Genomic DNA, 13,799 nt, shown 5'->3' with positions numbered 1-13,799 from the left:
ATTTAGAGATGACGAAAATCCAAACATAAATTTCCATACCCTAAATAAATACTTATCAAAAAAAGCTGCTTTAGCTAAATATCTATTTTGATAAACGATTATTAAGGGCTAGGAAATAACATATAAACTATTAAAGAATCAGGCTTACTCAGCCGCTTCATTGGTTACCCGTAAAACTTCTTCCATTGTGGTTTTACCCGCCAATACTTTACGTAAACCATCATCTCGAATTGAACCTGCATCTTTACGTGCATATTCTTCAAGCTCATATTCTGCTGCATTACCATGAATCAAACGGCGCATCTGCTCATCAATCGGTACAATTTCATAAATCGCAGTACGTCCTGTAAAGCCGGTATGGGAACAAAAATCACAACCATTCGGCACAGGCAGTTTTAAATTCGATTCCAAACTCACAGGTTTAAATACATCTTTTTCAAAGTCATCTGCTTCACGCCATGTATGACAATGAGAACATAATGTCCGAACTAAACGCTGGGCAATTACCCCAATCAATGAACTGGATAATAAGAAGGGTTCAATTCCCATATCTTTTAAACGGGTCACAGCACCAATTGCCGTATTGGTATGTAGTGTAGATAAAACCAAGTGACCTGTTAAAGACGCTTGAACTGCGATTTCAGCCGTTTCCAAATCACGAATCTCACCCACCATCACCACATCTGGATCTTGACGAAGCATGGCTTTTAACGCACGGGCAAAGGTCATATCCACTTTGGTATTCACTTGAGTCTGCCCAATCCCTTCAAGTTGATACTCAATTGGATCTTCAGCAGTGAGGATATTTTTAGAACCATCATTCAAATCAGAAAGCGCGGCATACAAAGTCGTGGTTTTACCGGAACCTGTAGGGCCAGTGACTAGAATAATGCCATGTGGACGATGAACCAATTGGGTTAAACGCTCATAGTCAGGCTTCATTAAACCCAAATGAGTCATGTTGAGTCGACCCGCTTGTTTATCCAACAAACGCATAACGACACGTTCACCATGCGACGATGGCAAGGTCGAAACACGGACATCCACCTCACGTCCTGCAAGACGTAAAGAAATACGACCATCTTGTGGAATACGTTTTTCTGCAATATCGAGTTTTGCCATGACTTTAATACGCGATACCAACAATGGCGCAAGTTCACGACGAGGCTGTACGATTTCACGCAATTGCCCATCTACCCGTAAGCGAACAGATAATTTCTTTTCAAAAGCTTCAATATGAATATCAGAAGCCCCGACTCGAATCGCTTCAGATAATAAAGCATTGATGAGTCGCACGATTGGAGCATCATCTTCCTGATCCATCAAATCTTCAGTTTCAGGAATCTGATCGGCCAGACTCAATAGATCAGGGTGATCTTCAAGACCAGCGGCAACCTGTTGCGATTCGCCCGTTTCACCAGCATAGCTTGAACTGAGCATGTGATTAAACTCAGTTTCATTACATAATTGATGTTGTGCTGTACGACCGAGATAGCGGCGGGCTTCCTGAATCGCAATTTGTGCGGTATCCTGACGGCGAACAATAAAAACTTGATCACCTTCATAACGCAACAGCACTCCATGCCGTTTTGCAAAACTATATGGTATTTGTAATTGTTTGAGAACTTGCATTACAACTTATATTAATGATTTAAATTGCTTTGAGTGTACTCTATGCTCATGACAGCGTGAAGTCTGTTTGTTAAAGATTTGATGATGATTTTATGAATGGGATAAACACATTTGTCTAAGAAGAAAGAACATCTGGAACCAGAACTCCCTGATTTAAAGTGGTGGGGAGAACAACTGTTTGAATTGAACCAATCCAAAGCATGGCAATTTGGTTCTATGATGATGCGCATTACTCGCGGTTTACAAGAATGGCGCTTGGAATATTATCGTCCAAAATTCCAATATGACTATGAGCAGCAATGGCATAAAATCCATGATGTAAACTTTGGTTTTCCTGAACCTGTACATGTTGAACGCTATATGTTTCGCGAGACCCATAAAGCATTTCAACTTATGCCCCGTTTAGCCGATCGCTCTGTGGTGATTCGTCCTGTCGATCCAATTTATATTCCGGCAGGCCAACGCGGCACACTCTATATCAGTACACCACTGTGGATTTCAGGTTTTGTGCAAGCCCAAAAAGAACCCTTATTTGATATTCCTGTAATTTTACCTAAGGATACATGGTTTGGCCCTGATCACCGCACAGGTGAAATGTGTTATGCCACCTCAGTCGATGGTCGTACCGAATTAAATTTATTACGTCCACGTGCCTTTCGTGCAGTAACACCGATTGATTTCCACAATGTCAGTAGTCATCAGCTTCGATTTGACCGTATGAATGTGCCTGTTCCTGCACTGCCTTTATTTTATAGTGAAAGCACAGGACGTTTATGGACATCACAAATCAAGGTTGTTTATGAAGGCAATGATCGCCCTGCCCGTGTAAGAATTGAAAATCGTACACCACCTTTGGCCGGCGAAGTGATTTATGTGCATCCACCACGCTCACCAGGCGGCGCTTTGTTCAATATGTTTGATTCATTTTTCTAAGGGATGAGGTAAAAATGGCTGAATCCAATATTCCCAAAGACATTGCCAATAGCCTAAAAGGCATCTTTACCAATGTAAATGTCGACCGCTTAAGTGAAATTGCTGTTGCTCTGATCCTCTGCTTTGTGGGTTTTGTGCTGGCACGTGTCATTTCCAATACCTTTATCCGTACCATCGGTGCGCGCTTTAATGCGCATCAACGATTGGTTTGGCGTAGAGGTATTTTTTATTTTATTTTCTTACTGTTTGTGATTGCCAGCTTAAAAGAAGCGGGCTTTAAACTCAGCGTATTTTTAGGCGCAGCAGGGATTTTAACTGTTGCATTGGGTTTTGCCTCACAAACTTCTGCATCGAACTTAATTAGTGGTTTATTTTTAATTGGTGAAGGTTCCTTCGAAGTTGGCGATACGATTCAAATCACCCTGATTCGTGGACATACCATTGAAGGTGAAGTGATTTCGATTGACTTACTTTCAGTGAAACTTTTGACCATGGACAATGTCTATGTGCGCCTTCCCAATGAGCAATTGATTCGCGCCCCCGTACATAACCTATCAAAATTCCCGATACGGCGATTGTCGATTACAGTTGCAATTAACTTCAATGAAAATATCAATAAAGTCCGTGAAGTTTTAATTGATGTTGCCAACGATTACCCATTAGTTCTAGCAGATCCTAAACCACGTGTGACTGTTTCAGCCTTTGGAGAATCCTCCATTGAAATTTTATTTGCACTGTGGTGTATGCAAGCAAACTACTTACAAGTTAAAGATGAAATTCATGAGTTAATCCGCAATCGTTTTGTGGAAAATCAGATTGAAATCCCTGTACCAAAAATTGGCTTTGTAGATCGTCCAAATCCAAATGAAGTTCTTCAAAATGAAGATATTGACGGTTACGCCAATAAACAGGATTTAAAATTAGAGCAACAACAAGATAAACAGCTTTAAGCAGATCAAAGCGATAATCTAGAAAACAAGCGTCCCTCATTTATGATTGAGGGATTTTTATTTTCAATTACAAAATATTCATCAAGTTTTAAACCGTGAGCTGATAAATTAATCACTTCAAAACAACAAAATGGACAATCACAATGCAACTCAATCACTATTTAAACTTTGAAGGCCAGACCGAAGCTGCTTTTAATTTTTATAAATCTGTTTTTGGCGGTGAATTTTCATTTTTAAAACGCTATTCCGAACTGCCCGATGTCCAAGTGCCAGACCAAGAGAAAAACTATATTTTACATGTTTCTCTGCCGATTAATGAATTTACTGTATTGATGGGTTCAGACACCAGCGAGCAGTTCTGTGCACCTAATAGTGCGCCATTTAGCAAAGGCACCAACCATTATATTTCGATCAACTTAGAAGCTCACGAAGCGAATGAAGCTCAGCGATTATTTACAGCACTCTCTGCCAATGGTCATATTGAAATGGCACTAGAACCTACATTTTGGGGTGCTTTATATGGTGCTTTCACCGATCAGTTTGGTATTCGCTGGATGGTGAACTGCCAACTGAATGAAGGATAATGAATAGAATATTGCGATAGCCTATTGATTGACAATGATATAGGTTATATTGCTATTACGATAACAACCTCATTTATAACAATATGATCACTGGTCTTACCCATACCCTTCTGATTATTTTAATCACACTTGCGATTTCTTTCATTGCTTGGCAGCAACGCAATGTAATGAATCGTTTGATTTTCAATGTTTCAGCGATTAAGCATGGTCAATATGATCGCTTTTTAACCCATGGTTTTATCCATAAAGATGGTATGCATTTATTTTTCAATATGTTTACCTTGTACTTCTTTGGACGAAATGTTGAATGGTTTTTCCGTGATTACTTAAGTGGTATGGGCTTTGTCTTATTTTATTGTAGCGCCATCATCATTGCTGCGATTCCCAGCTATTTGCATAATCGAACCCTAAATTCATACCGAAGTTTAGGGGCTTCGGGTGCAGTCAATGCAGTGTTATTTAGTGCGATTCTGTTTAACCCTTGGAGCATGATTTATATCTATATTTTACCTGTACCCGCAATTATTTTTGGGACAATTTATTTATGCTATAGCCTGTATGCAATCCGTTCAGGACATTCGCCATTAATCGACCACCGCGCGCATATTACTGGTGCAATCTATGGTTTCTTATTTCCTTTACTATTAGAACCATCATTAGCTACAGCGTTTTTCTATAAATTTATTAATTCACCGTTATTCTAGATAAGGTCTTAATAGAACTATAATGTTTTGATCGTCAAAGATATCTGGATATAACTGTGTAAAATCAGGTAATCGACTACGCATTTCAATTTTTTGTGATTCTGTCCACTGTACGCCATATATTGCATATTTCAAATTTTGTAAATTTTGGCGAACATAAGAACCTAACAGCTGTTGGTCTTCGATTGTTTCAATATAGTCATGTTGTTTAACATACCAATATAGTTGATCCGCAAAATTACTGCCGTTAACCAATTCCAGCCGTTGATGGAAACTGATTCCATCATCGATGAATGACGAATAGTGAATAAGCTCATCTAGACTAGGTTTTTCACTCAAGTATTTTTTTGCTTTTGACAAGTGATAGAAATGTAATTTCCGCCCCATTTTTCGACAAAAACTAAAATATTGATCTATTTCAATATACTTTTGTTTTAATGCTAAAGATAAGATTGAATCTACAATTAAGGGTTGATTGACTTGCTCAATAATCGTATAAAATTCAGTTAGATCACCTTTTAATAACATCCATTGATGTGCACGAATCCTTACCTCAAATGTAGATAACTGCTCAACTGGGTGTGCCTTAAAATACATTTCAAAATTAAAGTTTTTTGATCTTAAAGCAAAATAGGCATAATCCATAATCGTAAGAAATTTACTATGCCAAAATAAGATTAAATCATCTGTAGTGAGTACATCTTTCTGGTATAAAAAATCAAATAAACGATATTGCACATCTCTATTGGAACTCTGCTTCAATTGATACAGAACTTCTTCATCAGTTTTGTGTTGAATCAACTGCTTGAGCCAAAAAGCTCGGATATGTTGATCTTTGGCTAATCCACAGAATTGAAGTAACTCGTATTCTTCTATCCATTGATATTGAAGAATAAATTTTAATAAAATACGAGGAAGTTTACCTTGTTTATTTATTAAAGTTTCTGAGAGGTAAACTCTATTGCTCGCTACTTCCGATAGCAATAACTTTAACGAATCACTATCTGTTCGATCTCGATTTTGCAACATTGAAATTTCAAAAAAATAATTACTACAAAGCTGAGAAAATTCAGGTCGTTGACTCCAACGCACAATATGTTCTGCAGCCAAATGACGATTTACTTCAACATAATCACTAAGGCGATACAATAAATGTGGAAAAAGCTCTGGTTCAAAACATTGTTGAAGCTTTTTCAACATTTTCTGTCTTGTGTAACCATCATAACTTTTTAGTTTTAATAATGAATTTTCAAAGTCTGTAAGCTCTTTTCCATTAAACCTATATGTATAATCATCTATATCTGGACTGCTTTGAGTATTTTGAACAACAGACTGAGTTACCGTATTTACAATAACTTTCTGCTGATTTTCTTCAATTTTTACAGGAGGCAAAGATTGAGACTGTTTAAAAAAAATTTTGAAAAATTGCCACATAAATAATGTATTAAATAATAATTTAAGTTAGTAATAACACAGATTTAAGTACAAATTCCACATAACGCTTTAATATTCAAAAATTAAGTAGTCATCTTAAAAGAATTCTATCTTGAGAGAATAAATATGACTAACTCAATTTCACCAATACTATAAAAGCTGAATCCTTAGACCCAACTTTTATATTCTTAACATTTGAAATTAATGTTGATCAAGTCGAAATGAGGTCATAGTTAATGAACCAGCAACGGCTTGATCATTAAAAATATGTAACTCATCTTTCTCTTCCTGCAAACCTAATGCGTATAACATTGGATAATAATGATCAGGTGTGGGGATCGACAATAAAAACTCAGCACCTTGCTTTTGCCAGTCAATTAAAGCTTGATGATTATGCGTCGCTAAGAAGTTTTTCATCTTTGCATCAGCTTCTAAAGCCCAATCATAACCATAATGGTCATCAAATTTATCAAAGGCAATTTTGCTTAGGTTATGTACGAGATTACCACTGGCAACAATCAATACCCCTTTACGACGTAACTGCGCCAATTGTTTAGCCAAGTCATAATGATATTGAGCACCTTGACTATAGTCGACACTCAATTGAACAACAGGAATATTGGCTTGTGGAAATACATGACATAATACCCCCCATGTTCCGTGATCTAATCCCCAACTATGATCATGATGAACCTCTATACTGTGAATTGCTTCAGTTGTTGTCTCAACCAAAGCTTTATTTCCAGTTGCAGGATATTGCACATCAAACAATGCTTGAGGGAAACGACCAAAATCATGAATGGTTTTCGGTTGTTGCATTGCAGTGACAGCTGTACCACCTTGGGTAAGCCAATGTGCAGAAATACATAAAATTGCTGTCGGTTGTGTGCCCATTTCAGCGCCAATACGATTCCATGAACGAGTAAAATCATTGGTTTGAATTGCATTCATGGGTGAGCCATGACCCAAAAATAGTACAGGCATGACTTCAGTATTGGGTAAAGTTGCGTTCCAGCCTTTGAGTAGAGATAAGTCACCCATTGTTTGATTTAACATTTCATCCACCATGAATCATCTTTATTTGATTATGTGGTGTTTAATGCTGTAGATATATAGACTTTTCCAGCCTACAACATTGCAAAAATGCAACGATGATTTTTTGTAGATACTTTTAAGTAGAGAAAGTTTTACGACCTAATGATGTTATGTTGAATCAATGTTGATTTGGGCACGATACAAATAAAGCCGAATACTGATTTATATCGTTGATATCATATTCACAATAAGCAATGGCTACACCAGCTTTAACTTGAGAACAATAAAAAGCCGAACTTTCGTTCGGCTTTCATTTCAAAATCAGTACTTAAAACAATCAAGCACCTGTTTGATAATGCGCTTTTGGTACAGCTGTAGATGCTTGGTAAGGGTGCGTAAAATCACCTAAACCTGCTGCTGCCTCATGGATATCTTTACCTTCTTTTACAACAAAAGTATCGAAACCAGAGCGCTTCATATAGTTCAAGACATCTTTAAACACATCGCCTGTTGCACGAAGATCGCCTGCGTAGCCTTGGCGACGTAACAACGCAGCAAAGGAATAACCACGACCATCATTAAAACCTGCAAAATCAATAAAGATCGCATCTAACTGATCTAATGGAAACGCATTGGTTTCAGGTGAAGCATCTACGGTAAGAAATAGTGCTTTTTTCCCCGTCACATTCGCAAGCTGGTCCAACTGCTCAACAGTCAACAACACATCACCTTGTGGCAATACACCATCTTCAGCAATGATTTGATAGGTATTGTCTGCAACAGTGCCATCTTTAGAGAGGACTTGAAGTGCGGTATTAAGCATATGCGCGCTCCTTAAAAGGTTGAATACCCACTCGACGATAAGTTTCAATAAATTCTTCACCTTCGTTACGAAGATCAAGATAAGTATTTAAAATTTCATCAATAATGTCAGGTACAGATTCTGCTGCAAATGATGGTCCTAAAATATCACCAATTGAAGCATCATGGTCTGCATTTCCACCTAAGGTAATTTGATAGAATTCAGCACCTTTTTTGTCCACACCCAAAATACCGATGTTGCCGACATGGTGATGACCACAAGCATTCATACAACCTGAAATGTTCAAGTCAATATGGCCTAAGTTATAGACTGTATCTAAATCATCAAAACGGCGTGTAATGGCTTCAGAAATTGGAATAGATTTCGCATTTGCCAATGAACAGAAGTCACCACCTGGGCAGCAAATGATATCAGTAATAAAACCAATATGTGCACGAGCAAGATTATTCTTTTCAAGCGTTTGCCACAATTCAAATAAATCTTTCTGTGGTACATCAACCAATGAAATATTTTGTTCGTGAGTGGTCCGTAATTCACCAAATGTATATTTGTCTGCAAGATCTGCAATCAAATTCATTTCTTCAACAGTCATATCACCTGGTGCAATACCCGCACGTTTCAGTGAAATAGTGACAATACGATAGCCTGCAACTTTATGTGCATTGGTATTGATATTGAACCACTGTTTAAACTTTGGATATTCAGCAAATAAGCCACTGAAATCTTCATCTGCATAATTTTGATAATCAAACGGCATAAACTCTTCGTCTAATTTTTGCAAAATTTCAGGTTGAACTTTCAAGGTTTTAATTGTTTCAGCAAATTCAGCTTCAACTTTTTCAGCAAAAACTTGTGGTGTTAATGCTTTAACCAAAATTTTAATACGAGCTTTATATTTATTGTCACGGCGACCATGCAAGTTATAAACACGCAGAACCGCTTCTAAATAAGCAATTAAATCTTCACGTGGCAACCATTCACGAATCATAGAACCAATGATAGGTGTACGGCCTAGACCACCACCCACTTTGATTTTATAACCCAACTCACCCGCTTCATTACGAGTTAAATACACCCCAATGTCATGGAATGAAGTTGCTGCACGATCAATTTCTTCAAGTGCAGAAACTGCAATTTTGAACTTACGTGGTAAAAATGCAAACTCAGGATGGAATGTAGACCACTGACGAATCAATTCACACGTCGGGCGTGGATCTGCAATTTCCCCAGCAACAACACCAGCGTATTGGTCAGTTGTGGTATTACGGATACAGTTTCCTGAAGTTTGAATCGCATGCATCTGAACAGAAGCTAAACCTTCTAGCATATCAGGCACATTTTCTAGCGCAGGCCAGTTAAACTGAATGTTCTGACGTGTCGAAACGTGTGCATAACCACGGTCATATTCTTTGGCCAACTCTGAAACTTTACGTAATTGTTTAGAGTTCATTAAACCGTAGGGTACAGCAATACGTAGCATTGGCGCATAACGCTGTACGTATAAACCATTTTGTAATCGTAATGGACGATACTCATCTTCAGTGAGTTTTCCAGCTAAATAACGTTCCGTTTGATCACGGAATTGTGCAACACGTTCATTGATCAGTTGCTGATCGAAATCAGTATATAAATACATGGCGTACAGCTAGTAGTTTCATTATAACGATGCACAATATAACGAGTATTGATCTATCAAAGAAATGCTTTTTTTCCATATTTTATAGCGGTTTTATTGATAAGCATTGTGCAAAGATCGAATTGGCAATGCTTTACGGGCAAAGCATGCTTTTATTACGTTATGGATGTTTTTCTTCATTGCTTATCTTTATTTTAGATAATAAAAAAGAGCATATCGAATATGCCCTCTCTTTGATCACAGCTATCATCTCAATACTAAACTTATTCAACCCTGTAGCTTATTTATCTTATACAGGATTGATTAAGATCAATGCCCAAAGCTGGGTTTACCAATTTTGAATTAATCCTCTGGTTTCTGCTGCTCATCACTATTTTCTAGTTTGTCTTCGGCAATTTTTGCGGCTTCATAACCTGCAAATGCGCCAGCTGCTTTTTCTAGAAAGCCAGCATCAGGGTCTAACTTATCGACACTTTGCTCAGCAATCACTGCACCTGCAATTTTACCTAACTCGTCTAATAAACCGCTCATTGATCACACTCCGCAGTGTTTTGTTTGAGTTTTTAATTTATGCAAACTTGTTGAAAACATTGCGAAGATTCTGTTGTTTCAATGACTAGATTATGAGAGAGCAATGCAATGATTGATGTCAATTTTTTAAAATTAAGATCCGCTTAATCTTTTAAGGCTGCAATACAGCGCCCTTTTTAAGCAGATCAAGCGATGACAACTCAGATGGTCAAATAGGTATTCTCCCAAACACTTTGGTCAAGCTCTGTATGAGAATCAGCATTCAAATCTTCTTCAACCAATTGCACATAACGGCCATATACCTGATCTATCGCCAGACAATCATCTACCTCTAAAACTCGATCAGTGTGTGGTTTTTGCCAATGCCCTGCAAAATACTGTTTACCCTTGGCTTTCGCTTCAATCGCATCTTGAGCAACAATCAGGATATAGCGGTGTAACTCACCAAACTCATTTGCATCATAGCCGCCTAAATTAATCAGCCAAAGCTTCTGATCTGATGCATTCGGTTGCGCATCAGTAAAATGTATTTGATATTTCTTATTTTCAAACACTAAAGTATTTAATTTTTGCCATGCGTCGATGTGTAAACCCTGTTGCTCACCAAACCATGCATTTTTTAATTGAGGATAAACCTCTTCAAGCGAATCGCCCACGGCAAGAACTACATCATGAACTTCAACATTGGCACGTGCATGACGACCACCCAACATAACGATAAATAAACTAGACATATTCAGTCACTAAGTTAATGTTTGAACAAGTTTTAATAATAAAATCCCACCCACAGATAATACGGCATTGTTCAAAAAATGAATGAGTAATACATGCCAAATATTGCGTGTCCACAAATAGATCAGGTTTAAAAATAAACCTGCACTCATAAAACTGATTGTTGCAATTAAATTTCCGTCAAAATTATGATAATGGATCAGACCAAATAATATAGAGTTCAATATAATCAGTACAATGCGCCATAACCACGGTTGGATAAATAACTTTTGCAATAAAGTATAGCGAAACACAATATCTTCTAAAAGCGCAGTAAATAGTGGACCCAAGCTAATGATCAACAGACTGAGAAAAGGAATATGTTCAGGATCAATCAGGTCTTTTTCTTGTGTACTCGGCCCGAGGGGTAAAAGCTGACGTGTCAGCGAGATCACCACTTGTAGCACGATTGCACTAACCACCACCAAGACACTTGAGCGCCAAAAGGCCTGTTTATACTTTTGCCAATGCGTAAGCAACATTTCCTTATATAAGTAGCACACTAAAATAAACAGCACGCCTCTTAAAATGGTATCGCCCAGACTAACAGCTATCGAGATTCCAAATACTTTTTCTAAAATAAAGCCATTTAAAATAATTAAAGGGATGATACAAATCGCAAATGTGTCTTTCCATCCCCAGACAATTTTTTCAGGAAAAGGTTCAGCTCGAACCCGTTGTAAAAAATGCATATAAAAAAATTAACCGATTATTTTCATTAAATTTTGGGTAATTTAGCTCATGATTTCCATTTGCTTTTTGTAGAGTTTCCCCATGATCCTGTCTAATCCAGAAATAAAAAAGCCTCTATAAAAGAGGCTTTTTTATTAATCGAGTGAGATGAATTACATCTCAACCATTTCAACACCATCAATACGTGCAACAGTCATTAAATCTTTATCACCACGACCCGATACCGTCGCAATAATAATTTGATCCTTCGACATTGTTGGCGCAAGTTTAGTCACATAGGCCATTGCATGTGAACTTTCCAATGCAGGAATAATCCCTTCAATATGAGTCAAATCACGGAAGCCTTGAAGTGCTTCTGTATCATTAATTGGCACATAATTCACACGATGCATGTCTTTTAGGAAACTATGTTCAGGCCCCACACCAGGATAATCCAAGCCTGCTGAGATTGAATGTGTTTCAATAATCTGGCCTTGCTCATCAGACATTAAATAAGTACGGTTGCCATGTAAAACACCAACATGGCCTGCATTTAATGGTGCTGAATGCTTCCCTGTTTCAATGCCTAAACCTGCGGCTTCAACACCGTACATTTTGACGTCTTGATCATTTAAGAATGGATAGAACAAGCCCATTGCATTTGAACCACCGCCGACACAAGCAACCAAAGCATCTGGTAAACGACCTGCTTGCTCTTGAATTTGTTTACGTGCTTCACGACCAATGATCGATTGGAAATCACGTACCAATTGTGGATATGGGTGCGGACCTGCAACTGTACCAATCACGTAGTAAGTCGAATCTACATTGGTTACCCAATCACGCATCGCTTCGTTCATGGCATCTTTTAATGTTTTAGAACCACTTTCTACAGGTACAACTGTTGCACCAAGCAAGCGCATACGGTAGACATTCATGGCCTGACGTTTTACGTCTTCAGCACCCATGAATACCACACACTCAAGACCTAAACGCGCGGCAATTGTTGCAGTTGCCACACCATGTTGACCTGCACCCGTTTCCGCAATAATACGTTTTTTGCCAGAAAGCTTCGCAAGTAGCGCCTGACCAATGGTGTTATTGACCTTATGTGAGCCTGTATGATTTAAGTCTTCACGTTTAAGATAAATTTGCGCACCACCCAACTCTTTCGACCATCGCTCAGCATAGTAAAGCGGACTAGGACGTCCGACATAATAAGCGAGATCACGGTCGAATTCTGCCAGAAACTGCGCATCATCTTTCATACGGAAATAGAGTTTCTCTAAATCCTCTAAAGCTACCATTAAAGTTTCTGACACAAAACGTCCGCCATGGATACCGAAATGCCCGTTTTGATCTGGGAATTGGGTATAGTCAATCACACTATTTTGTTGATTACTTTGCTGATCCACGTTGGACTCCTTGCATAAATCGTTCTACGAGTTGTTGGTCTTTGATACCTTTTGCGGATTCTACGCCTCCGCTGACATCGACTGCATACGCTTGAGTCGTTTGTATAGCGTCTTCAATATTTTCAGGTTTTAAACCACCTGCCAAAATTAAAGCAATATCGAGTTTAGGGAATTGAGACCAGTCAAAACTGTGTCCAGTCCCTCCTTTCAGTTCAGGATGCCATGCATCTAAAAGCATAGCACTCGCACCAGCCTGTTGGTATTGCTGAATTGTCGTAATAATATCTGAATTTTTTGCATCAGGTTTAATCTGAATCGCTTTGTACCAACGGCGCTTATTATACTGTGCGATCTGCTGACATTGTTGTGCAGTTTCATCACCATGAAACTGAATAATATCCAAAGGCACGTGTTCTAATACTTGTGCAATGTCTTGTGCACTGGCATTAACAAATAATCCAACAATGTTGATATACGGTGGAATAAGTTGTGCCAATTGCTGAGCCAATTCAATCGTGACATAACGTGGACTAGGTTCATAAAACACAAAACCAATCGCATCCACACCTGCTTGTACAGCAGCTTGAATATCCTGTGGTCGTGTAATCCCACAAATTTTGGCACGGGTACGCATAGCTTTGAACTCGAATTTGTTCAGACCAAACTGATTTTTTCAGTA

At 38.2% G+C, this 13,799-nt stretch carries 14 protein-coding genes; 4 read left to right on the top strand and 10 right to left on the bottom strand.

The window, feature by feature from the left end:
• Positions 1–144: 144 nt before the first annotated feature.
• Positions 145–1,632: a type II secretion system ATPase GspE gene (gspE, locus tag L3V46_RS02875; RefSeq protein ID WP_004725986.1), complete on the bottom strand. Its 1,488-nt coding sequence runs from the start codon at positions 1,630–1,632 to the stop codon at positions 145–147.
• A gap of 111 nt (positions 1,633–1,743) precedes the next feature.
• Here gspE and L3V46_RS02870 point away from each other — a divergent pair, with 111 nt between their 5' ends.
• The 4 genes from L3V46_RS02870 to L3V46_RS02855 all read left to right on the top strand — a co-directional run bounded on the left by L3V46_RS02870 (position 1,744) and on the right by L3V46_RS02855 (position 4,803).
• Positions 1,744–2,565 (top strand): hypothetical protein, encoded by an 822-nt coding sequence (locus L3V46_RS02870; protein ID WP_004725984.1) that lies wholly within the window; start codon positions 1,744–1,746, stop codon positions 2,563–2,565.
• A gap of 14 nt (positions 2,566–2,579) precedes the next feature.
• Positions 2,580–3,515, top strand: coding sequence for a mechanosensitive ion channel family protein (locus L3V46_RS02865; protein ID WP_004725982.1), 936 nt, complete (start codon positions 2,580–2,582; stop codon positions 3,513–3,515).
• A 143-nt stretch (positions 3,516–3,658) separates the two neighbouring features.
• Positions 3,659–4,099 carry a VOC family protein gene (locus L3V46_RS02860; RefSeq protein WP_034612428.1) on the top strand — a complete coding sequence of 147 codons (441 nt, stop codon included), beginning with the start codon at positions 3,659–3,661 and terminating at the stop codon, positions 4,097–4,099.
• 83 nt (positions 4,100–4,182) lie between these two features.
• Positions 4,183–4,803 carry a rhomboid family intramembrane serine protease gene (locus tag L3V46_RS02855; protein WP_096735148.1) on the top strand — a complete coding sequence of 207 codons (621 nt, stop codon included), beginning with the start codon at positions 4,183–4,185 and terminating at the stop codon, positions 4,801–4,803.
• Here L3V46_RS02855 and L3V46_RS02850 read toward each other — a convergent pair.
• The 9 genes from L3V46_RS02850 to L3V46_RS02810 all read right to left on the bottom strand — a co-directional run bounded on the left by L3V46_RS02850 (position 4,795) and on the right by L3V46_RS02810 (position 13,754).
• The gene (locus tag L3V46_RS02850; protein ID WP_239044872.1) at positions 4,795–6,237 is read right to left on the bottom strand and encodes a hypothetical protein; all 1,443 of its coding nucleotides are present in this window, start codon (positions 6,235–6,237) and stop codon (positions 4,795–4,797) included. The genes L3V46_RS02855 and L3V46_RS02850 overlap by 9 nt on opposite strands.
• Positions 6,238–6,438: 201 nt before the next feature.
• Positions 6,439–7,293 (bottom strand): 4,5-DOPA dioxygenase extradiol, encoded by an 855-nt coding sequence (gene ygiD, locus L3V46_RS02845; protein ID WP_239044871.1) that lies wholly within the window; start codon positions 7,291–7,293, stop codon positions 6,439–6,441.
• A 316-nt stretch (positions 7,294–7,609) separates the two neighbouring features.
• A complete protein-coding gene (locus L3V46_RS02840; protein WP_004817045.1) occupies positions 7,610–8,095 on the bottom strand; it encodes a DUF934 domain-containing protein in 486 nt (161 codons plus the stop codon).
• The gene (locus tag L3V46_RS02835) at positions 8,088–9,731 is read right to left on the bottom strand and encodes a nitrite/sulfite reductase (RefSeq protein WP_004725972.1); all 1,644 of its coding nucleotides are present in this window, start codon (positions 9,729–9,731) and stop codon (positions 8,088–8,090) included. Before L3V46_RS02835 ends, L3V46_RS02840 begins: the two co-directional genes overlap by 8 nt.
• Positions 9,732–10,073: 342 nt before the next feature.
• Positions 10,074–10,262 (bottom strand): hypothetical protein, encoded by a 189-nt coding sequence (locus L3V46_RS02830; protein ID WP_004817043.1) that lies wholly within the window; start codon positions 10,260–10,262, stop codon positions 10,074–10,076.
• Positions 10,263–10,462: 200 nt separating this feature from the next.
• On the bottom strand, positions 10,463–10,996 hold the full coding sequence (locus tag L3V46_RS02825; RefSeq protein WP_239044870.1) for a DUF1543 domain-containing protein: 534 nt from the start codon (positions 10,994–10,996) through the stop codon (positions 10,463–10,465).
• Between the two features lie 9 nt (positions 10,997–11,005).
• Positions 11,006–11,725 (bottom strand): type II CAAX endopeptidase family protein, encoded by a 720-nt coding sequence (locus tag L3V46_RS02820; RefSeq protein ID WP_239044869.1) that lies wholly within the window; start codon positions 11,723–11,725, stop codon positions 11,006–11,008.
• A gap of 153 nt (positions 11,726–11,878) precedes the next feature.
• A complete protein-coding gene (trpB, locus tag L3V46_RS02815) occupies positions 11,879–13,120 on the bottom strand; it encodes a tryptophan synthase subunit beta (protein WP_239044868.1) in 1,242 nt (413 codons plus the stop codon).
• The gene (locus tag L3V46_RS02810) at positions 13,104–13,754 is read right to left on the bottom strand and encodes a phosphoribosylanthranilate isomerase (protein ID WP_004817040.1); all 651 of its coding nucleotides are present in this window, start codon (positions 13,752–13,754) and stop codon (positions 13,104–13,106) included. The genes trpB and L3V46_RS02810 overlap by 17 nt, the downstream gene beginning before the upstream one ends.
• Between the last annotated feature and the right edge of the window lie 45 nt (positions 13,755–13,799).

It is taken from the genome of Acinetobacter sp. AG3 (genome assembly GCF_022343575.1).
In the GTDB taxonomy this organism is placed as follows: domain Bacteria; phylum Pseudomonadota; class Gammaproteobacteria; order Pseudomonadales; family Moraxellaceae; genus Acinetobacter; species Acinetobacter guillouiae.
Note: the sequence above shows the minus strand (reverse complement) of the source record. Positions and strands in the feature narration are given on the sequence as shown.

Bases quoted from the DNA above. Each gene is read 5' to 3' on its own strand.
- gspE (WP_004725986.1), bottom strand. From the start codon at position 1,632: ATGCAAGTTCTCAAACAATTACAAATACCATATAGTTTTGCAAAACGG.
- L3V46_RS02865 (WP_004725982.1), top strand. From the start codon at position 2,580: ATGGCTGAATCCAATATTCCCAAAGACATTGCCAATAGCCTAAAAGGC.
- L3V46_RS02860 (WP_034612428.1), top strand. From the start codon at position 3,659: ATGCAACTCAATCACTATTTAAACTTTGAAGGCCAGACCGAAGCTGCT.
- L3V46_RS02855 (WP_096735148.1), top strand. From the start codon at position 4,183: ATGATCACTGGTCTTACCCATACCCTTCTGATTATTTTAATCACACTT.
- L3V46_RS02850 (WP_239044872.1), bottom strand. From the start codon at position 6,237: ATGTGGCAATTTTTCAAAATTTTTTTTAAACAGTCTCAATCTTTGCCT.
- ygiD (WP_239044871.1), bottom strand. From the start codon at position 7,293: ATGTTAAATCAAACAATGGGTGACTTATCTCTACTCAAAGGCTGGAAC.
- L3V46_RS02840 (WP_004817045.1), bottom strand. From the start codon at position 8,095: ATGCTTAATACCGCACTTCAAGTCCTCTCTAAAGATGGCACTGTTGCA.
- L3V46_RS02835 (WP_004725972.1), bottom strand. From the start codon at position 9,731: ATGTATTTATATACTGATTTCGATCAGCAACTGATCAATGAACGTGTT.
- L3V46_RS02830 (WP_004817043.1), bottom strand. From the start codon at position 10,262: ATGAGCGGTTTATTAGACGAGTTAGGTAAAATTGCAGGTGCAGTGATT.
- L3V46_RS02825 (WP_239044870.1), bottom strand. From the start codon at position 10,996: ATGTCTAGTTTATTTATCGTTATGTTGGGTGGTCGTCATGCACGTGCC.
- L3V46_RS02820 (WP_239044869.1), bottom strand. From the start codon at position 11,725: ATGCATTTTTTACAACGGGTTCGAGCTGAACCTTTTCCTGAAAAAATT.
- L3V46_RS02810 (WP_004817040.1), bottom strand. From the start codon at position 13,754: ATGCGTACCCGTGCCAAAATTTGTGGGATTACACGACCACAGGATATT.